The sequence below is a fragment of the Streptomyces sp. LE64 genome, from assembly GCF_052606915.1.
Map to the genome: position 1 here is coordinate 5567607 of NZ_CP199708.1, position 22125 is coordinate 5589731.

Sequence of the window (22125 nt, forward strand, 5' to 3'; positions counted from 1 at the left end):
CGGTCAGACCTGTTCGAAGTGGAACGCCTTGATGAAGCAGTCGCGGGGCTGGGCGAGGGCGAAGAGGACGCACTCCACGAGCGACTGCGCGGTGAGGGCGTCCTCGGCCCCACGCGGCGCGTTCTCCCACTCCTCGGAGAGCGGGTCGGGGTTGTCGAAGTCGGGCGGGTAGAGGGAGATCACCCGGACTCCCCGGGGCCTCAGGCGCCGGGAGAGGATCTCGGTGAACCCCGCCTGGGCGCTCTTGGCCGCGTAGAAGGCGTCGTGTGCGTCCGAGCGGTGGTGACCGGCCGTTCCGCAGGCGGAGACCATGGTCACCACGTCCGGCTTGTTCGAGTTGAGGAGGAGGGGGAGGAAGTTCTTCACGGTCAGGACGGTGCCGGTGGCGCCGGATGCGAGGGTGTCGACGATCTCGGCGTCGGAGGCGGAGGGAAGGTCCGGCCCTTCGAGGTAGCGGGAGCCGTTGTTGACCAGCACGTCGATGCGGTCGGTGTGCCGGGCGACGCCGGCCGCGAAGGCGCGGATCGAGGCCGGGTCCGTCAGGTCGCAGGCGAAGGCGTGGACCCGCTGGTGGCCCCGGCCGCGAATCTCGTCGCGGACCCGTTCGGCGGCGGTGAGGGCGCGCGCGGAGAGGAAGACCTCGGCGCCGAGGTCCGCGAGACGGACGGCCACGGTGCGTCCGAAGTCGCGGCCGGCTGCGGTGATGACCACGCGGTGGTCGTCGAATCTCATGTCGGTGTCCCGAAGCCGTGTCTGCCGGTGGGGGCTCAGGCGCCCAACCGCACCACGGACGCGGGCGTCCGCGGCGCCAGCCGGGCGGCCAGCGCCGCGTCGTAGCGGCGCAGCAGCAACCGCGCCACCTCCGGTGAGTCCCCCAGCACCCCGGCGACCAGATCGGCGCCCGCCTCGGCCGCGCCGCGCGCGATCCGGTCGGGAAGGAAACCGGGGGCCAGGACGTAGGGGGCCACCGCGATGCGGTGGACCCCCTCCGCCCGTAGGGCCCGCACCGCGTCCTCGGTGCGGGGAAGGGACGCGGAGGCGAACGCGGGCCGCACGGCGCACCAACCGGTGTGCCGCCACTCCCGCGCGATTTCTGCGATCACCGCGATCGCCTCCGGGTCTGTGGAGCCCGCCGACGCGAGGACGACCCCGGTCGTGGACTTGTCGCCGGGCCTGAGCCCGGCCTCGTACAGCCGTCTCTCCAGCACGGCCGTCAGCAGCGGTGACGGCCCCAGCACCTCGGCCCGGCGCACCCGCAGTCCGGGCGGCGCCTCCCGCAGGACCGCGGGGATGTCGGCCTTGGCGTGGAACGCCCGGGTCAGCAGCAGCGGTTGGGCGACGACCTCGCGCACGCCTTCGGCGGCCAGCGCGCCCAGCACGGAGCTGACCGTGGGCACGTTGAAGTCGAGGAAGCCGGTTTCCACCCGCAGTCCGGGCCGCTGCGCCCGTACGCGCTCCACCAGGGCGTGCACGGTCGCCGCGTGCCGCGGATCGCGGCTGCCGTGGGCGACGACGAGGAGGACGGGATCGGTCATGGGATCAGCTCTTCACCAACAGGCCGCGGCTGCGCAGCACCCACCGCTCCAGCGGACTGAAGATCAGCAGGTCGATCGCGATGCCGACGATCAGGATCAGCAGGATGGCCAGGAACACCATGGACATGCTGCTCGCGTTGCGGCCGTTCTCCAGGAGCTGTCCGAGCCCCACGCCCAACTCCGGAGAGGAGGCGATGATCTCCGCGGCCATCAGCGAACGCCAGGAGAACGCCCAGCCCTGCTTGAGGCCCGCGAGATAGCCGGGCAGCGCTGCCGGCATCACGATGTGCCAGGTGTGCCGGAGCCCCGTCGCGCCCAGGGTGCGCCCCGCGCGCAGGAACAGCGGGGGCACCTGGTCCACGCCGGAGACCAGCCCGTTCGCGATCGAGGGGACCGCACCGAGCAGGATGACGGCGAACATCATCTGGTCGTTGAGTCCGAGCCAGATCACCGCGGGCGGCACCCACGCCACCGACGGCAGCGACTGGAGGCCGGACAGGATCGGCCCGATCGCCGCCCGGACGAACCGGACCCGGGCGACCAGCAGGCCCAGCGGGGTGCCGATGGCGAGGGCGAACAGGAACCCGAGCAGACCCCGGGACACACTGGTCCAGATGAAGTCGAGCAGGGTGCCCTGTTCCCAGGAGGTGACCACCTCGTCCCACACCTCGGACGGCGCCGGCAGCTTGTAGCTGTCGGTGACCTCGGCCCACACCAGGACCTGCCACACCACCAGCACCAGTGCCACCGCCACCAGCGGCGGCAGCACCTTGCGCACCAGGGCCTGGCGCAGCGGGGTGCGGTTGGTCTGGACGGAGTCCAGGGCGTCCAGCCCCGCCTCCAGACCGGCGAGGTCGTGCGGGTCCGGCCGGTCCTTCCCGGCCTTGGCGACGGTCGTCGTGCCCTGTCCCGGGCCGGTGCCCGTGCCGTCCTGGTCGGCCGTGGTGTCAGTGCTGGCCATGGCGGCGGATCTCCCCACGCAGTTGTTCGGTGATCTCGACGGACAGTTCCGCGACGGCGCTGTCCTCGATGCGGCGCGGCTGCGGGATGTCCACGCGCCACTCGTGCGCCACCCGGCCCGGCCGGGAGGAGAGCAGCACGACCCGCTCGGCGAGCCGCACCGCCTCGCGGACGTTGTGCGTGACGAAGAGGACGGAGACCCTGGTCTCGCTCCAGATCCGGGTCAGCTCGTCATGCAGCACGTCCCGGGTGATGGCGTCGAGCGCGGCGAACGGCTCGTCCATCAGCAGCAGTTGGCTGTCCTGGGCCAGGGCGCGGGCCATGGCGACCCGCTGCCGCATGCCGCCGGACAGTTCGTGCACCCGCTTGCCGTGCGAGCCCTTCAGCCGGACCAGTTCCAGCAGTTCCTCGGCCCGTTCGCGGCGCTCCGACTTCGGCACGCCCCGCAGCTTCAGGGCGAGTTCGATGTTCTTGCCCGCGGTGAGCCAGGGGAACAGGGCGTGCTCCTGGAACATCAGGGCGGGGCGCCCGTCGGTGGTGATGGTGCCCGCGGAGGGCCGGTCCAGCCCTGCCACCAGGTTGAGCAGGGTCGACTTGCCGCAGCCGGAGGCCCCCAGAAGGGTGACGAACTCTCCCGGTGCGACATCAAGGCTGATGTCGTCCAGGACGAGCTGTGGCCCGGCGGGGCCGTCGAAGGACTTCGAGACGTGTGCGATGCGTGCCGCGGTCGTGGCCGCGTCAGTGCCGTCGGCGGCCTTGGCGAGCGTCGTGGCCATGGTCGTCACCTTCCTGGGGTCGTCGATCCGCTACTTGACGCCGAGTCCGGCGTCCTCGACCGCGGGCTCGCCCTCGGCCGCCAGGACCTTGTTCAGGGTCGACAGGTCGTAGATCCCCTTCAGGTCCGGCTTCTCCAGCAGCCCTGCCTTGACCGCGTACTCCGCCCCGGTCTTCAGCGTCGACGCCAGCGGGTCGTTGGTGAACTCGATCGACGGCCAGGCACTGTCGAGGACGTCCTCGGGCAGCGGCTTGCCGGACAGCGCCTTGAGCTTCTCGTTGGCGGTCTTCTTGGCCTCGTCGGGGTTGGCCTTGATCCACGCGTTGGTCTTCACCGTGCCGCGCAGCACCGCCTCCACCACGTCCGGGTGGGCGTCGAGGAACTTCTGCGACACGATCACATGGGTGATCACGAACTTCTTGTCCGGCCACAGGTCCGCCTCGTTGAGCAGCACCTTGCCGCCGAGGGCAACCAGCCGGGACGCGGTCGGCTCCGGGACCCAGGCCCCGTCTATGGAGCCCGACCGGTAGGCGTCCGGGGTGATCTTGTTGTCGGTGCGGACGACGTTGACGTCGCCCTTGCCGCTCTGCGGGTCGACCTTCCAGCCCCGTTCGGCGGCCCAGTTGAGCAGCGCCACGTCCTGGGTGTTGCCGAACTGCGGGGTCGCGATCTTCTTGCCCTCGACGTCGTCCAGAGTCTTGATCTTCTTCGGGTCGACCACGAGCTTCACCCCGCCGGAGGCCGAACCACCGACGATCCGCAGGTTGGAACCCTTGGACTTCACATAGCCGTTGATCGCCGGGTTGGGGCCGATCCAGCTGATGTCGACGGAGCCCGAGTTGAGGGCCTCGATCGCCGAGGGGCCGGCGTTGAACTGGGAGTACGAGGCCGTGGTGCCGCCCAGTTCCTTCTGGAACAGGCCGCGCTGGTCGCCGATGAGCGCGGTGGCGTGCGTCAGGTTCGGGAAGTAGCCGATCCGGACTCTGTCGGCGGAGAGCTTCTTGGCGCCGGCCGTCGGGGCCGTGTCGCCGTCCTTCTTGTCCTCGGCTTTGGAACCGTAGCCGCAGGCGGTGGCGGCGACCGCGAGGAGCGGCAGGGCGAGGGCGGCGGCCAGGCCGCGTCGTACGGTGGTGGAGCGGAGGCGTGCAGGCACGGGAGGTGTTCCCCTCGTCGGCCCGGCGGTCACGTACTCATGTCGTGGCCGGGAGATCGGCAGGTCTTCGTCTTGCTCGGCACAGCGGGTGGGGGGTGAGGGCGCGCAAGCGGTGCGCGTACGTCTTCACGCACATCGCCCGACACCGCCCTGCCCGCTGCCGAGCGCGCCGCTGCCGACCCGCCCTCCTTCCTTCGCGAACGTCGAGAAGACGTCCACTCCGGTCGTCCGTCTGTCGTCCATCAGCCGGTCCGCTCCCCCCGTGCGTGCATGGCTAGAAGTCCCACCCGTCGTCCTCGCCGGCGGCGTCGGTCCCGGCGGCCGGGGTGGTGGTCGAGGTGAACGACTCGCCGGCCATCCCCGCGGCCAGGGTCGTTCCGTCGGCCGGGTCGATCAGCAGGAACGACCCGGTGCGCCGGGAGTCGGCGTACGCGTCCACCGCGAGCGGTTCCGCGGTGCGCACCTTCACCCGGCCGATGTCGTTGGCGACCAGCCGGCCCGGCTCGCGGTGCTGGGAGAGGTCGTCCAGGGTGAGCCGGGACGGGATCTCCTTGACGATCGCCTTGACCGTGCGGGTGGTGTGCTTCAACAGCACCCGCTGGCCCACGACCAGCGGCGTGTCGGCCACGTGGCAGACCGTCGCCTCGATGTCCTGCGAGGTGGCGGGCGCGTCGACGGTCGGCACGATCAGGTCGCCGCGGGAGACGTCGACGTCGTCGGCGAGCAACACCGTCACCGACTGCGGGGTCCACGCCGCGTCCACCGGTTCGCCCAGCAGGTCGATCCCGGCGATCGTCGAGGTGCGCCCGGACGGCAGCACGGTGACCGACTCGCCCACCCGGAAGGTGCCGGCGGCTATCTGGCCCGCGTAGCCCCGGTAGTCGGGCAACTCGGCGGTCTGCGGCCGGATCACGTACTGCACCGGCAGCCGGGCGTGGCACTCCGCGAGGTCATGGCTGACCGGCACGGTCTCCAGGTGCTCCAGGACGGTCGGGCCGCCGTACCAGTCCATGTGGGCGGAGGGCTCCACCACGTTGTCCCCGGCGAGCGCGGAGATCGGGATGGCGGTCACCTCGGGCACGCCCAGCTCGGTGGCGTAGGCGGTGAACTCCTCGGCGATGTCCGCGAACACCTCCTCGGCGTACGCCACCAGGTCCATCTTGTTGACCGCGAGCACCACGTGCGGCACCCGCAGCAGGGCGGCGATCGCGGCGTGCCGACGGGTCTGCTCGACGACGCCGTTGCGGGCGTCCACCAGGATCACGGTCAGCTCGGCGGTGGAGGCCCCGGTCACCATGTTCCGGGTGTACTGCACGTGGCCCGGCGTGTCGGCCAGGATGAACCGGCGGCGCGGGGTGGCGAAGTAGCGGTACGCCACGTCGATGGTGATGCCCTGCTCCCGCTCGGCGCGCAGCCCGTCGGTGAGCAGCGCCAGGTCGGGGGTGTCCTGGCCGCGGTTGCGGGAGGCGTGCTCCACGGCCTCCAGCTGGTCGGCGAGGACCGACTTGGAGTCGTGCAGCAGCCGTCCCACCAGGGTGGACTTGCCGTCGTCCACCGAACCGGCGGTGGCGAAGCGCAGCAGGGTGGTGGCGGAGAGGCCGGCGAACTCGGCGGCCGTCGCGGTGCTGTTGGTCATGGCTAGAAGTACCCCTCGCGCTTGCGGTCTTCCATCGCGGCCTCGGACAGCTTGTCGTCGGCGCGGGTGGCCCCCCGCTCGGTCAGCCGGGACGCGGCGATCTCCGCGATCACGGCCTCCAGCGTGGTGGCGTCCGAGTCGACGGCACCGGTGCAGGACATGTCGCCCACCGTGCGGTAGCGCACCAGGCGCGTCTCGACGGGCTCGCCGGCCTTCGGGCCGCCCCAGTCGCCCGCGGTGAGCCACATGCCGGAGCGCGGGAACACCTCGCGCTCGTGCGCGAAGTAGATCTCCGGCAGCTCGATGGACTCCCGGGCGATGTACTGCCAGACGTCCAGTTCGGTCCAGTTGGAGAGCGGGAACACCCGCACGTGCTCGCCGGGGGCGTGCCGTCCGTTGTAGAGCTGCCACAGCTCGGGCCGCTGGCGGCGCGGGTCCCACTGGGAGAACTCGTCGCGCAGCGAGAACACCCGTTCCTTGGCGCGGGCCTTCTCCTCGTCGCGTCGCCCGCCGCCGAACACCGCGTCGAACCGGTGCTGTTGGATCGCCTCGGTGAGCGGCACGGTCTGGAGCGGGTTGCGGGTGCCGTCGGGCCGCTCGCGCAGCACGCCCCGGTCGATGTAGTCCTGCACCGAGGCGACGTGCAGCCGCAGGCCGTGCCGGGCCACCGCGCGGTCGCGGTAGTCGAGGACCTCGGGGAAGTTGTGTCCGGTGTCCACGTGCAGCAGCGTGAACGGGACGGGCGCGGGGGCGAACGCCTTCAGGGCCAGGTGCAGCATGACGATGGAGTCCTTGCCGCCGGAGAACAGGATCACCGGCCGCTCGAACTCGCCGGCCACCTCGCGGAAGATGTGGACGGCCTCGGACTCCAACGCGTCCAGGTGGGTCAGCGCGTAGGGGCTCCTGGCGCCCGGTGCGGAGTGCGGACGGAGCCCGTCGCCGTCGCGGGTGGTGGCGGTGGTCGCCGTCATGCCAGACCCCTCTCGGTGAGCAGCGCGTGCAGCGCCGCGGCGGACTCCTGGACGGTCTGGTCCTGCGACTCGATCCGCAGGTCCGGTGCGGTGGGCTCCTCGTAGGGGTCGTCGACGCCGGTCAGCCCGGATATCTCGCCGGCCGCCTGCTTGGCGTACAGGCCCTTCACGTCGCGCACCGCGCACACGTCCACCGGGGTGGCCACGTGCACCTCGACGTAGGCGGTGTCCGTCTTGGTGTGGCGCTCGCGCACCGCGATGCGGCTGTCGGCGTAGGGCGCGATCACCGGAACGAGGACGAGGACGCCGTTGCGGGCGAGGAGCTCGGCGACGAAGCCGATGCGCTGCACGTTGGTGTGGCGGTCGGCCCGGTCGAAGCCGAGGCCGGCGGAGAGGAACTCCCGGATCTCGTCGCCGTCGAGCACCTCGACCCGGTGGCCGTCGGCGCGCAGCCGTCCGGCCAGTTCGTACGCGATCGTCGTCTTGCCCGCGCTGGGCAGGCCCGTGAGCCAGACCGTGGCTCCGCTCACGTGAGTCTCCTCGGCATTCTCGGTTTCCTGGTGGGGGTGTCGGGGCGCGGTCATCCGTGCAGCCCGCATTCGGTCTTGCCCCGGCCGGCCCAACGGCCGGCGCGGGCGTCCTCGCCTTCGAGGACCCGGCGGGTGCAGGGGGCGCACCCCACGGAGGCGTAGCCGTCCATGAGCAACGGATTGGTGAGCACGCCGTGTTCGGCGACGTAGCGGTCCACGTCGTCCTGGGTCCAGCGGGCGATGGGGGAGACCTTGACCTTGAGGCGCTTGGCGTCCCAGCCGACGACCGGGGTGTTCGCCCGGGTGGGGGACTCGTCGCGGCGCAGTCCGGTCGCCCAGGCCTCGTAGCGGGTCAACCCCTGCTGGAGGGGGGCGAGCTTGCGCAGGGCGCAGCACCGGTCCGGGTCCCGGTCGTGCAGCCGCGGCCCGTACTGGGCGTCCTGCTCCGCCACGGTCTGACGGGGCGTCAGAGTGATGACGTTGACGTCCATCACGGCCTCGACGGCGTCCCGGGTCCCGATGGTCTCCGGGAAGTGGTAGCCGGTGTCGAGGAAGACCACGTCCACGCCGGGCAGGGCCCGGGAGGCGAGGTGGGCGACGACCGCGTCCTCCATCGAGGAGGTCACGCAGAAGCGGTCGCCGAAGGTGCCGGCCGCCCAGCCCACGATCTCCAGGGCGGACGCGTCCTCCAGTTCGCGTCCGGCCCGCTCGGCGAGGTCGCGGAGTTCGGCTGCACGGGCTTCGTCCGGGGCGCCCGGATGGTGGTCGTCCGAGGCGTGCGGTGCGGTGGTGTCGGTGGCGGTCATGTCGCGTCCCCTCCGATGTCCTGTCGCTGGAGCCCCCGGGTGAGCAACCCGAGGAACTTCAACTGAAAGGCTCGGTTGCAGGCCGCGCATTCCCAGGCCCCGTGGCCCTGTTCGTTCGGACGGAGGTCCTCGTCCCCGCAGTAGGGGCAGTGGAAGGGGGCGGCGCGCTCGCTCATGACAGCGCCTCCTCCGAGGCGCGCGCGACCCAGGCGGCGAAGCGCTCGCCGTCCTCGCGCTCGGCCTCGAAGCGGCGCACCACCCGCTCGACGTAGTCCGGCAGTTCGGCGGAGGTGACCTTCAGCCCGCGCACCTTGCGGCCGAAGCCGGCCTCCAGGCCGAGCGCGCCGCCGAGGTGCACCTGGTAGCCCTCGACCTGGTTGCCGTCGTCGTCGAGGACGAGCTGGCCCTTGAGGCCGATGTCCGCGACCTGGATGCGGGCGCAGGCGTTGGGGCAGCCGTTGAGGTTGATGGTGATCGGCTCGTCGAACTCCGGGAGGCGGCGCTCCAGTTCGTCGATGAGGGAGGAGGCGCGCGCCTTGGTCTCGACGATCGCCAGCTTGCAGTACTCGATGCCGGTGCAGGCCATCGTGCCACGGCGGAAGGGTGAGGGGGTGACCCGCAGGTCCAGGGCCTCCAGGGCGGCCACCACCGAGTCCACCTTGTCCTCGGTGATGTCGAGGACGATCATCTTCTGCTCGGCGGTGGTGCGCAGCCGGCCGCTGCCGTGGTCCTCGGCGATCTGGGCGATCTTGGTGAGGATGGTGCCGTCCACCCGGCCGACCCGGGGCGCGAAGCCGACGTAGTAGCGGCCGTCCTGCTGGCGGTGGACGCCGACGTGGTCGCGCCACTGCTGCACGGGCTGTTCGGGGGCGGGGCCGTCGGGCAGCTTGCGCAGCAGGTACTCGTCCTCCAGCACCTGACGGAACTTCTCCGGACCCCAGTCGGCGACCAGGAACTTCAGCCGGGCGCGGTTGCGCAGCCGGCGGAAGCCGTAGTCGCGGAAGATGGAGATGACGCCCTCGTAGACGTCGGGCACGTCGTCCAGGGAGACCCAGGCGCCCAGGCGCACGCCGAGCTTGGGGTTGGTGGAGAGTCCGCCGCCGACCCACAGGTCGAAGCCGGGGCCGAGTTCGGGGTGGTGCACCCCGACGAAGGCGATGTCGTTGATCTCGTGGGCGACGTCCAGCAGGGGCGAGCCGGAGACGGCGGACTTGAACTTGCGGGGCAGGTTGGAGAAGTCCTTGTTGCCGACGATCCGGCGGTAGATCTCGTCGATGGCCGGGGTGCCGTCGATGATCTCGTCCTCGGCGATGCCCGCGACGGGGGAGCCCAGGATCACGCGGGGGGTGTCACCGCAGGCTTCGGTGGTGGACAGGCCCACGCCCTCCAGCCGGCGCCAGATCTCGGGCACGTCCTCGATGCGGATCCAGTGGTACTGGACGTTCTGCCGGTCGGTGATGTCGGCGGTGCCGCGCGCGAACTCCTGGGAGATCTCGCCGATCACCCGCAGTTGTTCGGTGCTGAGCCGCCCGCCGTCGATGCGGACGCGCAGCATGAAGTACTTGTCGTCCAGTTCCTCCGGCGCCAGCACCGCGGTCTTGCCGCCGTCGATGCCGGGCTTGCGCTGGGTGTACAGACCCCACCAACGCATGCGGCCACGAAGGTCGTTGGGGTCGATCGAGTCGAACCCCGTACGGGAGTAGATCGTCTCAATGCGCGTCCGCACGTTGAGACCGTCGTCGTCCTTCTTGAACTGCTCGTTGCCGTTGAGCGGGGTGCGGTGGCCCTTGGCCCACTGGCCTTCGCCCCGGTGACGACCCACCTTGCGGCGGGCCGCGGCTGCGGCGGGCTTCTGCGGCGGCGTCGAAGCCGAGGAGACCATGGGAATACGTCCTTCGGACAGGCAGGGAAGCGGCTCTTACCTGCGCATACGGGAACAGCACGGAGGGTGCGGGCGTCCGTGCGCGGCACTGCGCAGTCAGGGGGGAGCGACGACCGCACCCCGGCGGGGTCCGATGGGGACGAAGCCGTTCGGCGGGGCGGAGGACGCTGAGGGGCTGGGGGGCGGCAGGGTGAAACGTGCGGCGGTGCTGAGGGCGGTCAGCGCGCCGGACAGATGGCGCTGGACACGCGAACGAGGTCGACGTGGCGTCGACTCACCAAGGCAATTCCAGCTGAAGACATGACGGAAGCGTGGCACGGGGGCGTCGGACCGGTCTAGCGTAATCCGACATGTGGACACCCTTGTCTCGCATCGCGAGACAAGGGTGTTCTTGGTCACAGCGGGGTGACAGGGGGGCGAAACGGTCGACGGGGGAGGGAACGCCCCGCCGTCCAGCGCCGTTTCAGCAGGGCCCGGCGCCCGGCCACGGCCCCGGGGTCGCCACCTCGGGCTCCTCGGCCACCGCGGTGTCGAAGAGGCGGAAGCCCCGCCGCAGGTAGTTGTCCATCGCGTGGACGCCGTCCTTGCTACAGGTGTGGAGCCACACCCGGCGGGTGGGCGGCAGGTCCGGCCAGCGGGACGCCAGGTCCCAGGCCCGGGCCGTGCCGAGGGTGAGCAGATGGCCCCCGATCCGGCGCCCCCGGAAGGCGGGCAGCAGACCGAAGTACACGATCTCCACCGCGCCCTCGCCCCCGGTCGCCAACTCCACGTACCCCGCCGGGGTGCCCCGGTCGTACGCCACCCAGGTCTCGGTGCCCGGCCGCTCCATCTGCTCCCGCCACGCGGCGTACGGCAGGGGGAGCCGGTCCGTCCAGCGGATGTCCCCGCCCACCGCGGTGTACAGGAACCGGCTGAACTCGGGGGAGGGGACCTCGGCCCGGACGATGCGGACGTCGCCCTCCGGCTCCTTGGCGGGGATCAGGTCGCCCGGCGAGGTCTGCTCCAGGGACCAGGTGGTCACGGTGATGCTCATGGGCCCAGGGTACGGAGTGCCCCGGGCCCGTCCGACCCTCGCCCGGCGGCCCCGTCCGCCCCCCGTCCCGCGCCCGGCGAGCGGACCTCCGGGGCCGTCGAATGGGGGAGCAGGTCGCAGCGGCGCTCCGGCAGCACCACCTCGACCGCCACGTCCTCCCGGAACCGGTAGGGGCGGTGGTGGAGCAGCCCGCCCAGGTACCGACGCATCCGGGAGACCTCGGCCCGCACCGTCACGGTCCTCCCGCCGTCCCCGAACACCGCCCGGGCCAGCTCCCCCGCGCTGCGGCCCGGGCGGTGCACCGCCAACAGGTACAGCAACTCGGCGTGCCGCGGCGTCAGCTCGTGCGTCCAGTCCCCGGAGCCGCCAAAGACCGTCACCTGCCAGCGCCGCGGCTCGGAGAGGTCCAAGCGCACCCGGGTGGCGGCCGGGTCCCCCGGTTCCGCCACCCTGATCAGCCACCCGTCCGGCAGCGGCTCCACCAGACAGTCGCCCAGCGAGGGCAGCCAGGCCCGGCCCTGCCCCAGCCCTCGGGGCAGGGCCACCCGGTCCACCGGCGCCATCCCCACCACCCCGGCGGTCCAGCCGTCCCGGTCCACCGCCAGGGCCCGCCCGCCGACCCGGGCCAGCACCGGCGCCGCCGCCGACCGCAGCCGGCCCAGGCCCGTCAGGTGCTCCTCGCGCAGCCCGGACTCCGCCAGCTTCGCCACCGAGGACACCAGCGCCAGGGTGGCCGGGTGCTGGGTCCCGTACGGCCCGCTCACCACCACCGCGCCCAACAGCCGGCCGTTGCGCGGGTCGGACACCGGTGCGCCCGCGCAGGTCCACGGGTGCTGGGCGCGGACGTAGTGCTCGGCCGAGTGGACCCGCACCGGTCGGCGGACCACCAGCGGGGTGCCCACCCCGTTGGTGGCGACGGCGGCCTCGCTCCAGTCCGCCCCCGGGGCGCACCCCAGCAGGTCCGCCTGGCGCAGCACCGACGGATGGCCCTCCCGCCACAGCACCCGACCCTCCGCGTCGCAGACGGTCAGGATCGACCGGGACTCGCCGGTCACCGGCCCGAGCACCTCGCGCAGCAGCGGCAGCACCCGGCCCAGCGGCGAGCGGCGGCGCCGGTCCGCCAACTGCTCCCCGCTCAGCAACTCCCCCCGGCAGTCCCGCTCCGGGTCGATGCCGTCGCGCACCGCCCGGGTCCAGGACTCCCCGATCACCGGCCGCGGCGCGGCCTGCGCCGGGCCGCCCCTCAGCGTCGCCTCGTGGACCTCCCGCAGCAGCCGCGCGGCCCGCTCCGGGTCCATGGCCGCCAGCCGCGCCCCCTCGATGGTCGACGGCATCACCACAAGCCCTCCCGTTCACGCACCGCCCGCGCGTACCGCACCCTTCACGGGTGCGTGCGCTTCCATGGTGCCCGGCGGGGTGAGCGCGCCGTTCGGCCGGGGTGCTGCAACCCCCTGCAACTCTGGCAGACGGCCGTGACGTGCTCAAAGCTGGGCGCGGCGCCGCACGTTCGGCGCCCGCTCCGCACCACGGGGCCGTAGCGGGGGTGGCGCCGTGTCGGCGCGGCACCACCCCCGCGACCTGCTCCTCAGCGCGGCTGCGGACGCGCCCGCTCCACCACCGACGCCAGGTCGAGGGTGGGGGCGAGGGTGCCGAAGGCGCCGCCCCAGTCGCGGGCGAGCCGCGAGGAGCAGAACACGTCCGCCACCGCGGGCGGCGCGAACCGCACCAACAGCGCCCCCTGGAGCACCAGCGCCATCCGCTCCACCACCCGCCGCGCCCGCGCCTCCAGGGCCCCCAGGTCGGCCAACTCCGCGAGCAGGTCCCGGATCGCCCGGTCCAGCCGGTCGTCGGCGCCCCGCGCCCGCCCCACCTCCACCAGGAACGCGTTGAGCGCCTCCGGCTCCCGTTGCAGGGCCCGCAGCACGTCCAGCGCCTGGACGTTGCCCGAGCCCTCCCAGATCGAGTTCAGCGGCGACTCCCGCAGCAGCCGCGGCATCCCGGACTCCTCGACGTACCCGTTGCCGCCCAGGCACTCCAGGGCCTCCGCCACCAGCGGGGTGCAGCGCTTGGTGACCCAGTACTTGGCGACCGGCACCGCGAGCCGCAGCAGCGCCCGCTCGGCCGCCGCACCGGGCGCCCCGGGGTCCTGCGCCGCGTCGTACGCCGCCGCGAGCCGCAGCCCCAGCACCGTCGCCGCCTCGGACTCCACCGCGAGGTCGGCGAGGACGTTGCGCATCAGCGGCTTGTCGACCAGCGGCCCGCCGAACGCCTCCCGGTAGGTGACGTGGTGCACCGCCTGGGCGACCGCCTGCCGCATCAGCGCCGCCGACCCGAGGACGCAGTCCAGCCGGGTCGCCGCCACCATCCCGATGATGGTGCGCACCCCGTGCCCCTCGTCCCCGACCCGGTGCGCCAGGGTGCCGTCGAACTCGACCTCCGCGGAGGCGTTGGACCTGTTGCCGAGCTTGTCCTTGAGCCGTTGGATCGCGAACGGGTTCCGCGTCCCGTCGGGCAGCACCCGGGGCACCAGGAAGCAGCTCAGCCCCTCGGGGGCCCGGGCCAGCACCAGGAACCCGTCGGACATCGGCGCCGAGCAGAACCACTTGTGCCCGGTCAGTTCGTACGCGCCCGGTTCGGCGAGCGGGCGGGCGACCGTCGCGTTGGACCGCACGTCGCTGCCGCCCTGCTTCTCCGTCATGGCCATGCCGAACAGGGCGCCGGCCTTCCGGTCCGCGGTCCGCAACTCCGGGTCGTAGGTGCGGGAGGTGAGCCGCGGCTCCCACACCCCGGCCAGGGCCGGTTCGGCGCGCAGCGCGGGCACCGCGGCGTGGGTCATCGACAACGGGCAGCCGTGCCCCGCCTCCACCTGCGACCACACCAGGAACCCGGCCGCACGCCGCACGTGCCCGCCCGGCGTCGTCCAGGCCGCCGTCAGCCCCGCCCCGACCCCCTTGCCCAACAGCCGGTGCCAGGCGGGGTGGAACTCCACCTCGTCGACCCGGTGGCCGTAGCGGTCGTGGGTCCGCAACCGCGGCGGGTTCTCGTTCGCCAGCGCCCCCCACCGCTGCACCTGCGCCGAGCCCGCGGCCCGCCCGAGCAACGACAGCTCCGCGGTCGCCTCCGGCAGCAGCGCGGGGTCGAGGTGGCGACCGACGGCCTCCCAAAGTGCCAGGTCACCGGCGAAAACGTCATACCCGGTCAAGGGTGGGGGCTGGTTGGTCACGGTGTGAGTGCGCGCTGCCATGCCGCTACGGTAAGGAGGTGCACGAGGCGAACGAAACACCTGATCGGCCAGCCGGCCGTCTCCATCGGGCCAAAGCCCTGTACCGGGACGTCTCCAAGCGCAGGACCACGTGGCTCCTGCTCAAGGACACGGTCAACTCGTGCATCGAGTACCGGATCCTGGGCCTCGCCGCCGAGGCCGCCTTCTTCACCCTGCTGTCCGTGCCGCCGCTGCTGCTCAGCCTGGTGGGACTGCTCGGGTACGTGGACTCCTGGACCGGTGCCTCCACCATCGCCAGTCTGGAGTCCAACCTCCTGGAGGCGTCCCGCACCGTCCTGTCCGACCGGGGCGTCAGCGAGATCGCCCGGCCGATCCTCGACGACGTGATGGAGGGCGGCCGGCCCGACGTCATCTCCCTCGGCTTCCTGTTCGCCCTCTGGTCCGGCTCCCGCGCGGTGAACGTCTTCATCGACACCATCACCGTGATGTACGGGCTCGACGGCGCCCGGGGCATCGTCAAGACCCGGCTGCTGGCCTTCCTGCTGTTCATCGTGGCGCTGCTGATCGGCTCGATCGCGCTGCCGCTGCTGGTGGCCGGCCCCGACGCGGTGGTGAAGGTGGTGCCCTGGTCCACCACGGTCGTCCAAGTGCTCTACTGGCCCGTGGTGATCGTGCTGTCCGTCGCCTTCCTGACCACGCTCTACCACGTGTCGGTGCCGGTGCGCTCCCCCTGGGTGGAGGACGTGCCCGGGGCCCTGGTCGCCCTCGGCATGTGGGTGCTCGGCAGCTTCCTGCTCCGCATCTACCTCACCAACACCGTCGAGGGCCCCACCATCTACGGCTCCCTCGCCGCGCCCGTCGCCGTGCTCCTGTGGATCGGCGTCTCCGCCTTCGCGGTCCTCGTCGGGGCCGCGGTGAACGCGGCCATCGACCGGGTCTGGCCCTCCGTCGCCACCGCCGCCGCCCGCGCCGCCCAGGAGCGGGCCAAGCAGGAGCAGATCGCCGAGTACGTGGCCCGGGCCGCCGCCTGGCGCCGCCACGGCGGCGAACAGTACTCCGTCTTCCCCGACCTGCCCGGCACCGGCCACGAGGTCGTCGACCCCACCGGCTACTCCGACGACGCGGACTACGCCGACTACTCCGACGACCCCGAGATGCCGTCCGAGTTCCCCGAGCGGTGGTCCAAGTTCCTGCCGCCCGAGGACGTCGGCTCCCGCCTGCTCACCCCCCTGCGGCGCCCCGCGGACAGCGTCCCGCCCCTGCCGCCGCACCCCGACGACCCCACCGCCGGCGACCCGCGCCACCGAGGCGGCCACGGGCGTTGAGCACGACCCTCCCCGGCCCGCCGGAGCGCACCGGGTACGCGGAACGACCCGCCCGGGTGCCCGGCGCGGCGCTCTGGAGCAGCGGCCCCTCGCCCGGCGGCGGGACGGTCCTGCCCGACGGGTGCATGGACCTGATGTGGAGCGCGGGCCGGCTGTGGGTGGCCGGCCCCGACACCCGCCCGCACCGCCCGGACCGCACCGCCCCCTACGCCGGGGTGCGGTTCGCCCCCGGCACCGCGCACCCCGTGCTCGGGGTGCCCGCCCGGGCGCTGCGCGACCAGCGGGTGGAGCTGGCCGACCTCTGGCCCGCCCGCACCGTCCGCGCCCTGGCCGACCGGATCGCCGCGGCCCCCGACCCGGTGGCCGCCCTGGACGCCGTCGCCCTCGGACTCCGGGCGGCCGGCGGCCCCGACGATCCCCGGGTGGCCCGGATCGTGGCCGGGCTGCGCGCCGGCCGCAGCGTGGGCGCGGTCGCCGACGAGGTCGGCCTCGGCGCCCGGGCGCTGCACCGCAGGTCCCTGGAGGTCTTCGGCTACGGGCCCAAGACCCTGGCCCGGGTGCTGCGCTTCCAACGGGCACTCGCCCTGGTCCGGGCCGGCACTGCCCGCACGGACGCGGCCCTGGCCGCCGGGTACGCGGACCAGGCACACCTGGCCCGGGAGACCCGTGCGCTGGCCGGCACCACCCTCGGCCGGCTCGTCCCCGGGCCCGCGCCGGACGGTCAGGCGAGCGGCGCGAACAGGTCCACCCCGTTGCCGTCCGGGTCGGCGACCAGCGCGTACCGCTGACCCCAGGGCGCGTCCCAGGGGGCGCGCACGCCCCGGTAACCGGCCGCGAGCAGCGCGGCATAGGTGTCGTCGACGCCCCGCGCACCGCCCTCGCAGAGGAAGGCGAGGCCCACCCGCCCCTCCGGGACCCCGTGCCACTCGGGCAGGAATCCGCGGATGGTTTCCTCGGTGTCGAGGGCGAACCGCAGCCCCCCGGGCAGCTCCGCCTCCGCGTGCGGCAGTTCCTCGGACCCCGCGGGGAAGTCCAGACCGAGGCGACGGTAGAAGGCCACGGACGCCGCCATGTCGGAGACGACCACACTCACCAGATCGAATCGTGCGTTCATGCGGCGAGAGTAGGGGCACCCCGCTCCTACGGTCTTGAAGGAATCGGACAGCCGGGCGACCCCCGCCCGGGTGGCTCGGGGCGGCCGGTTGGTCCACCCTGGAGGTCCGCCCCGGCACCGCGCGGGGCTGGTGGGACGAAAGGGGAGCCGGGTGCCAGCGGTATCGGACCCGCAGGTCAGCACCGTCCACGGGACGGTGCGCGGACGCCGTGCGACCGTGGCCGGGCGGCCGATCGCCGTCTTCAAGGGCGTCCCCTACGCCGCGCCCCCGCAGGGCCCCCACCGCTTCCGGCCGCCCCGGCCCCCCGAGCGCTGGGACGGCGTCCGGGACGCCGCCGACTTCGGCCCCACCCCGCCCAAGCCCCCCTACAGCGAGCCCTTCGCCCGCATCCTCGCCGACCCGGCCCTCCCCGGTGACGACTGGCTCACCGTGAACGTCTGGACCCCGGACCCCGCCCTGGCGGCCCGGCTGCCGGTCGCGGTGTGGGTGCACGGCGGCTCCCTCACCCGCGGGTCCTCGGCGCTCCCGGTGTACGACGGGCGGGCCTTCGCCCGCGACGGGGTGGTCCTGGTCTCCTTCAACTACCGCCTGGGCGTCGAAGGGTACGGACTCTTCCCGGACGCCCCGCCCAACGCCGGACTGCGCGATCAACTCGCCGCCCTGGAATGGGTGCGCGACAACATCGCCGCGTTCGGCGGCGACCCGGACCGGGTGACCGTCTTCGGCGAGTCCGCGGGCGCCATCAGCATCGGGGTGCTGCTGGCGAGCCCCCGCGCCCGCGGACTGTTCCACCGCGCGGTGCTCCAGAGCGGGCCCCCGCAGACCGTGGAACGGGACCGGGCCCGCCGCATGGTGCGCCGGATGGCCGCCCGGATGAAGGTCCCCGCCACCGCGGAGGCGTTCGCCCGGGTCGACCCCGCCGCACTGCTCGCCGCCCAACGGGAGGCCGGCCGCCGCTCCAGCCCCCTGCTCGGCGGCGCCGCCTTCGGCGTGGTCGTGGACGGGGACCTGGTGCCCGAGGACCCGATGACCGCCCTCACCCGCGGCGACGGTGCGGCGGGCATCGACCTGCTGATGGGGTGGACCGCCCAGGAACACCTGCTGTGGCTCGGCCCCAGCGGCCTCGCCGAGCAGTTCGACCGGCTCGGCCCCCTCGCCCTGGCCTGGGCGAAGGCCCGCTGCCGGGGCGGGCCGGGAGTGGTCCGCGGCTACCGCTCCCTGCTGCCCGGGGCGGGCGCCGCCGAGGTGGTCGGCCAGGTCGTCACCGACCACTTGCTGAGACGCCCCGTCCACCGGCTGGCGGAAGTCCGTCGGCTCGCCGCTCCGGGCGCCCGCACCCACCTCTACGAGTTCGCCTGGCCGTCCGGGGTGCCCGGACTCGGGGCCTGCCACGCACTGGAGTTGGGCTTCGTCTTCGACACGGTCGACGTACCGGAGGCCGCCCAGCTCACCGGGGCCGGCGCACCGCGCTGGCTCGCCCGGGAGATGCACGGGGCCTGGGTGCGCTTCATCACCCACGGAGACCCCGGGTGGCCCGCCTGGGACGCCCGGCACCCGGTGCGCCGCTTCGGCCCCGAGCCCGGCGGCACGGTGCTCCACGGCCCCCGGGACCGGGCGTTCGCCCTCTGGGAGCAGGAACCCGGCCCCGGCGAACCCGCCCTCGCACCGACCGCCACCGGCTGAGCCCGGACCCGCTCCGCCTGCGGACCTACGTCCCGCGGCCCCGGGGGCACGTCGAACCGCCACCGGCGGGGGCATACGGTGGAGGACCGGACGCACGCACCGAGAGCGGCGGGACCCGACACCCGGGCCCCGCCGGAGACACCCTCCGCGGCCGGGGAGCGAGGAGACACACGATGGGCACCACGGGCACCGGCACCGCGGACGGCACGGTACGCCGCACCGAACTGGTCGAGGACCTGATGGAACGCTTCCCGCACGTCCCGCGGGAAGCGGTCATCAAGGAGGACCTGCTGCGCGGGGGCATGGCCTTCGACGAGTCCGCCCTCAGCGACACCGCCAACGAGGCGACCGGTGACGTCAAGCCCAAGTCGTACTTCATCTTCTCCTTCGACCACGGCACCCTGCCCGAACTGGGCGCCGCCGCGCTGCGCCGCCCGCCCGAGGAGATCGTCCTCACCGGCGGCCCCTACGACCTGCGCCGCACGGTGGTGTCGGTCCGGGTCAACCCGTCCTCCCCGTACCGGGTGGCCGCCGACGACGAGGGCATGCTGGGGCTGTACCTCGACGGACACCGGATCTCCGACGTCGGACTGCCCCCCATGCCGGACTACTACCGGCACGCCCTGGCCGGCGGGAAGTCGGTGATGGAGGTCGCCCCGACCATCCAGTGGGGCTACCTCATCTACCTGACGGTCTTCCGAGTCTGCCAGTACTTCGGCGCCAAGGAGGAGTGCCAGTACTGCGACATCAACCACAACTGGCGCCAGCACAAGGCCGCCGGCCGTCCCTACACCGGCGTCAAGGACGTGGCGGAGGTGCTGGAGGCCCTGGAGATCATCGACACCTACGACACGGCCCGCACCTCCACCGCCTACACCCTCACCGGCGGAGCCGTCACCTCCAAGGTCGCCGGCCGCGACGAGGCGGACTTCTACGGCCACTACGCCAAGGCCATCGAGGAGCGCTTCCCCGGCCGCTGGATCGGCAAGGTCGTCGCCCAGGCGCTGCCCAAGGACGACGTCCAGCGCTTCAAGGACTACGGGGTGCAGATCTACCACCCCAACTACGAGGTGTGGGACCGGCGGCTGTTCGAGCTCTACTGCCCCGGCAAGGAGAGGTACGTGGGCCGCGACGAGTGGCACCGCCGCATCCTGGACTCCGCGGACGTGTTCGGCGCCCGCAACGTCATCCCGAACTTCGTCGCCGGCGTCGAGATGGCGGAGCCCTTCGGCTTCACCACCGTCGACGAGGCCATCGCCTCCACCACCGAGGGCCTGCGGTTCTTCATGTCGCACGGCATCACGCCCCGCTTCACCACCTGGTGCCCCGAGCCCACCACCCCGCTCGGCAAGGCCAACCCGCAGGGCGCCCCGCTGGAGTACCACATCCGTCTGCTGGAGTCCTACCGCGCGACGATGGACGAGTTCGGCCTGACCTCGCCCCCCGGCTACGGCCCCGCCGGGCCCGGCCGGGCGGTGTTCTCGGTCAGCTCCTTCATGGACAGCCTCGCCCCGCAGGAGGCGGCGGAGGAGGGCTGAGCCCGTGCGCCGGACCGCCCCGGTCCCCGCGCGGGGACCGGGGCGGTGCTCAGCAGCGTTCGCCGTACTTCACGGCGTCCAGCGCGATCGGCTGCCCCGTGAACGGCGTGCCCGCCTTCGGCCGCTGGGCGCACACCTTCCAGTTGGACTCCACGATCACCTTGCGGCCCTCGCCGGTCGCGTCCTTGACGGACAGGCTGGTGGAACTGTCCAGCGACTGCCGCGCGGCCCGCACCGAGGTGCCCACGAAGTCCGGCAGGGCGTCCTCGGTGCGCGGGGGCGCCCCGTCCTCGCCCGGACACCGCTCCGCCAGCTTCACCGCGGCGAAGTCGACCTTCGTCCTCGTGGGGTGGGTGCCCGGCTTCGGGGTCTGCCCGCACACCTTCCAGTTGCGGTCCATCGCCTGGAGCCGCCCGCGCCCCAGCGCGTCGTGCGACTCAAGCCGCCGGAAGCCGGCCTCCCGGGCCTCGTCCTGCGCGTACTGGAGGCCCTTGCCCGTCAGATCGGGCAGCTTCGCGGTCTCCTCCTCGGCGGCGCCGCAGCCCGACAGGGCGGTCAGCCCCACGGTGAGCAGCACGGCGACGACACGACGGTGCACGGTTCCCCCCGGTGCGTGGTGGTTGTCCCCCTTGCCCCCCATGATGCGTCAACGGGGCGGCGCGCGGAGCGGAGTTGACCCTCCCGTGATCTACCGGCCGGAGCCGGTGCGCGGTCCGGACGGGACGTCGGCGGGGCGGCTGGGGTAGCGGCGGACGGAGCCGACGATCAGCAGGCCGGCCGCCACCCCGAGGCCGGTGGCGGTCACCGCCACCCCGGTGCCGTCGTGGGCGGAGACCGCCCAGCCGCCGACGGCCCCGGCGAGGGCGATGCCGACGTAGAGCCCACTGGTGTTGAGCGCCACGGCCTCCGCCTCCGCGCCCCGGGCCAGCGCCAGGGCACGGGTGTTCATCGGCGGGTTGAACCCCCAGCCGGCGAAGCCCCAGCCGGCCAGGAAGAGCAGCACCACCCAGACCGGGGCCTCGTCGGTCAGTAGACCGGTCACGGCGAGCGCGGCCGTGGCCGCCACCGACCCGCCGAAGGCCGCCACCAGCGTGCGGTCCGCGCCCCACCGGTCCGTGAGCCGTCCGCAGAGGAAGGAGCCGAGGGCGCCGAACACCCCGATGACGGCGATGAACAGGGCGAGCACCGCCCCGGTGCGGCCGGTCAGGTCCCGGGTGAGCGGGGCGATGTAGGTGTACGTCATCAGCCCGCTGGAGGCGCCCAGCACGGTGCCGGCCACCCCGAGCAGCACCGCGGGGCGGGTGAGGACGCGCACCTGTCGACCGACTCCGATCCCGGGCGCGCCCGGGAGGTCGGGCAGCAGCCGCCAGGAGGCGAGGGCCACGGCGAGGCCGAGCAGGGCGACGGCGACGAAGGTGGAGCGCCAGCCGAAGGCGGCGGAGAGCAGGGTGCCGGCCGGCACGCCGACGAAGAGGGAGACGGTCAGCCCCGCGGCCACCGTGCCCATGGCCCGTCCCACCCGCTCCGGCGCGGCGGCCCGCCCGGCCGTCGCGAAGACCGCGGGGGTGATGCCGGCGGCGATCAACGCGGTCAGCACGCGCAGCGCCATCAGGGTCGGGTGGTCGGGGGCGAGCGCGGTGAGCACGTTGGTGAGGGCGAAGAGGACCAGCCCGCCCACGATCACCGGTTTCCGGGGCAGCCGCGCGGTGGCGACCGCCAACGGCGGCGCGGCCAGGGCGTAGGTCACCGAGAACACGGTGACCAGCTGTCCGGCGGCGGCGGTGCTGACGTCGAGTCCGGAGGCGATCTCGGGCAGCACGCCCGCGACGACGAAGTCGTCGGTGCCGATCACGAACGTCGTCAGCAGCAGACACACGAGCCAGCCCGCCCCGCGTGGCCGGGGCGTTTCCTTCACGTCGGTAACCATGGCGGGACGGTAGGACCTTGACACCGGTGTCAA

The 22125-nt window shown here is 73.2% G+C and carries 22 protein-coding genes; 4 read left to right on the top strand and 18 right to left on the bottom strand.

All coding sequences use genetic code 11. From position 1 onward, the window contains the following. Window positions 1-3: 3 nt before the first annotated feature. From ACSMX9_RS24835 to ACSMX9_RS24905, 15 genes are all read right to left on the bottom strand, one after another. Entirely contained in the window at window positions 4-732 is a 729-nt protein-coding gene (locus tag ACSMX9_RS24835; protein WP_445397117.1) for an SDR family oxidoreductase, read from the bottom strand. A gap of 35 nt (window positions 733-767) precedes the next feature. Next, complete coding sequence (locus tag ACSMX9_RS24840; protein ID WP_445397119.1) at window positions 768-1535, bottom strand: sirohydrochlorin chelatase; 768 nt, start codon at window positions 1533-1535, stop codon at window positions 768-770. Window positions 1536-1539: 4 nt separating this feature from the next. Then, window positions 1540-2496: an ABC transporter permease gene (locus ACSMX9_RS24845; protein WP_445397121.1), complete on the bottom strand. Its 957-nt coding sequence runs from the start codon at window positions 2494-2496 to the stop codon at window positions 1540-1542. Then, complete coding sequence (locus ACSMX9_RS24850; protein ID WP_445397123.1) at window positions 2483-3271, bottom strand: ABC transporter ATP-binding protein; 789 nt, start codon at window positions 3269-3271, stop codon at window positions 2483-2485. Before ACSMX9_RS24850 ends, ACSMX9_RS24845 begins: the two co-directional genes overlap by 14 nt. 30 nt (window positions 3272-3301) lie before the next feature. Further along, window positions 3302-4423 (bottom strand): aliphatic sulfonate ABC transporter substrate-binding protein, encoded by a 1122-nt coding sequence (locus ACSMX9_RS24855; RefSeq protein ID WP_445397125.1) that lies wholly within the window; start codon window positions 4421-4423, stop codon window positions 3302-3304. Between the two features lie 274 nt (window positions 4424-4697). Next, window positions 4698-6059 carry a sulfate adenylyltransferase subunit 1 gene (locus ACSMX9_RS24860; RefSeq protein ID WP_445397127.1) on the bottom strand — a complete coding sequence of 454 codons (1362 nt, stop codon included), beginning with the start codon at window positions 6057-6059 and terminating at the stop codon, window positions 4698-4700. Window positions 6060-6061: 2 nt separating this feature from the next. Then, the gene (gene cysD / locus ACSMX9_RS24865) at window positions 6062-7030 is read right to left on the bottom strand and encodes a sulfate adenylyltransferase subunit CysD (protein WP_445397129.1); all 969 of its coding nucleotides are present in this window, start codon (window positions 7028-7030) and stop codon (window positions 6062-6064) included. Beyond that, window positions 7027-7629 (bottom strand): adenylyl-sulfate kinase, encoded by a 603-nt coding sequence (cysC, locus tag ACSMX9_RS24870; RefSeq protein ID WP_445397131.1) that lies wholly within the window; start codon window positions 7627-7629, stop codon window positions 7027-7029. The genes cysD and cysC overlap by 4 nt, the downstream gene beginning before the upstream one ends. Continuing rightward, window positions 7611-8366: a phosphoadenylyl-sulfate reductase gene (locus tag ACSMX9_RS24875; RefSeq protein WP_445397133.1), complete on the bottom strand. Its 756-nt coding sequence runs from the start codon at window positions 8364-8366 to the stop codon at window positions 7611-7613. Before ACSMX9_RS24875 ends, cysC begins: the two co-directional genes overlap by 19 nt. Beyond that, window positions 8363-8542 carry a hypothetical protein gene (locus ACSMX9_RS24880; protein WP_366113237.1) on the bottom strand — a complete coding sequence of 60 codons (180 nt, stop codon included), beginning with the start codon at window positions 8540-8542 and terminating at the stop codon, window positions 8363-8365. Before ACSMX9_RS24880 ends, ACSMX9_RS24875 begins: the two co-directional genes overlap by 4 nt. After that, entirely contained in the window at window positions 8539-10248 is a 1710-nt protein-coding gene (locus tag ACSMX9_RS24885; protein WP_445397135.1) for a nitrite/sulfite reductase, read from the bottom strand. The genes ACSMX9_RS24880 and ACSMX9_RS24885 overlap by 4 nt, the downstream gene beginning before the upstream one ends. A gap of 218 nt (window positions 10249-10466) precedes the next feature. Continuing rightward, window positions 10467-10550, bottom strand: coding sequence for a putative leader peptide (locus tag ACSMX9_RS24890; protein WP_351239649.1), 84 nt, complete (start codon window positions 10548-10550; stop codon window positions 10467-10469). A gap of 161 nt (window positions 10551-10711) precedes the next feature. Next, entirely contained in the window at window positions 10712-11281 is a 570-nt protein-coding gene (locus ACSMX9_RS24895) for a GNAT family N-acetyltransferase (RefSeq protein ID WP_445397136.1), read from the bottom strand. After that, on the bottom strand, window positions 11278-12615 hold the full coding sequence (locus ACSMX9_RS24900) for a GAF domain-containing protein (protein ID WP_445397138.1): 1338 nt from the start codon (window positions 12613-12615) through the stop codon (window positions 11278-11280). The genes ACSMX9_RS24895 and ACSMX9_RS24900 overlap by 4 nt, the downstream gene beginning before the upstream one ends. Window positions 12616-12866: 251 nt before the next feature. Next, window positions 12867-14525 (bottom strand): acyl-CoA dehydrogenase family protein, encoded by a 1659-nt coding sequence (locus ACSMX9_RS24905; RefSeq protein ID WP_445397140.1) that lies wholly within the window; start codon window positions 14523-14525, stop codon window positions 12867-12869. A gap of 17 nt (window positions 14526-14542) precedes the next feature. Here ACSMX9_RS24905 and ACSMX9_RS24910 point away from each other — a divergent pair, with 17 nt between their 5' ends. Together ACSMX9_RS24910 and ACSMX9_RS24915 are read left to right on the top strand one after the other, a co-directional pair. After that, window positions 14543-15829 (top strand): YihY/virulence factor BrkB family protein, encoded by a 1287-nt coding sequence (locus ACSMX9_RS24910; RefSeq protein WP_445397142.1) that lies wholly within the window; start codon window positions 14543-14545, stop codon window positions 15827-15829. Then, window positions 15826-16617, top strand: a complete 792-nt coding sequence (locus ACSMX9_RS24915; protein ID WP_445397144.1) for a helix-turn-helix domain-containing protein — start codon at window positions 15826-15828, stop codon at window positions 16615-16617. Before ACSMX9_RS24910 ends, ACSMX9_RS24915 begins: the two co-directional genes overlap by 4 nt. Here the strand turns inward: ACSMX9_RS24915 and ACSMX9_RS24920 are convergent. Beyond that, window positions 16551-16943, bottom strand: coding sequence for a VOC family protein (locus tag ACSMX9_RS24920; protein WP_445397146.1), 393 nt, complete (start codon window positions 16941-16943; stop codon window positions 16551-16553). The genes ACSMX9_RS24915 and ACSMX9_RS24920 overlap by 67 nt on opposite strands. A gap of 151 nt (window positions 16944-17094) precedes the next feature. Here ACSMX9_RS24920 and ACSMX9_RS24925 point away from each other — a divergent pair, with 151 nt between their 5' ends. Then, window positions 17095-18627 (top strand): carboxylesterase/lipase family protein, encoded by a 1533-nt coding sequence (locus ACSMX9_RS24925; protein WP_445397148.1) that lies wholly within the window; start codon window positions 17095-17097, stop codon window positions 18625-18627. Window positions 18628-18800: 173 nt separating this feature from the next. Further along, window positions 18801-20165 carry a radical SAM protein gene (locus ACSMX9_RS24930; RefSeq protein ID WP_351239441.1) on the top strand — a complete coding sequence of 455 codons (1365 nt, stop codon included), beginning with the start codon at window positions 18801-18803 and terminating at the stop codon, window positions 20163-20165. Window positions 20166-20214: 49 nt separating this feature from the next. Here ACSMX9_RS24930 and ACSMX9_RS24935 read toward each other — a convergent pair whose 3' ends face one another. Both ACSMX9_RS24935 and ACSMX9_RS24940 read right to left on the bottom strand, forming a co-directional pair. Next, window positions 20215-20763 carry a PASTA domain-containing protein gene (locus ACSMX9_RS24935; RefSeq protein ID WP_445397150.1) on the bottom strand — a complete coding sequence of 183 codons (549 nt, stop codon included), beginning with the start codon at window positions 20761-20763 and terminating at the stop codon, window positions 20215-20217. A gap of 90 nt (window positions 20764-20853) precedes the next feature. Further along, window positions 20854-22092: an MFS transporter gene (locus ACSMX9_RS24940; RefSeq protein WP_445397152.1), complete on the bottom strand. Its 1239-nt coding sequence runs from the start codon at window positions 22090-22092 to the stop codon at window positions 20854-20856. Window positions 22093-22125: the final 33 nt, after the last annotated feature.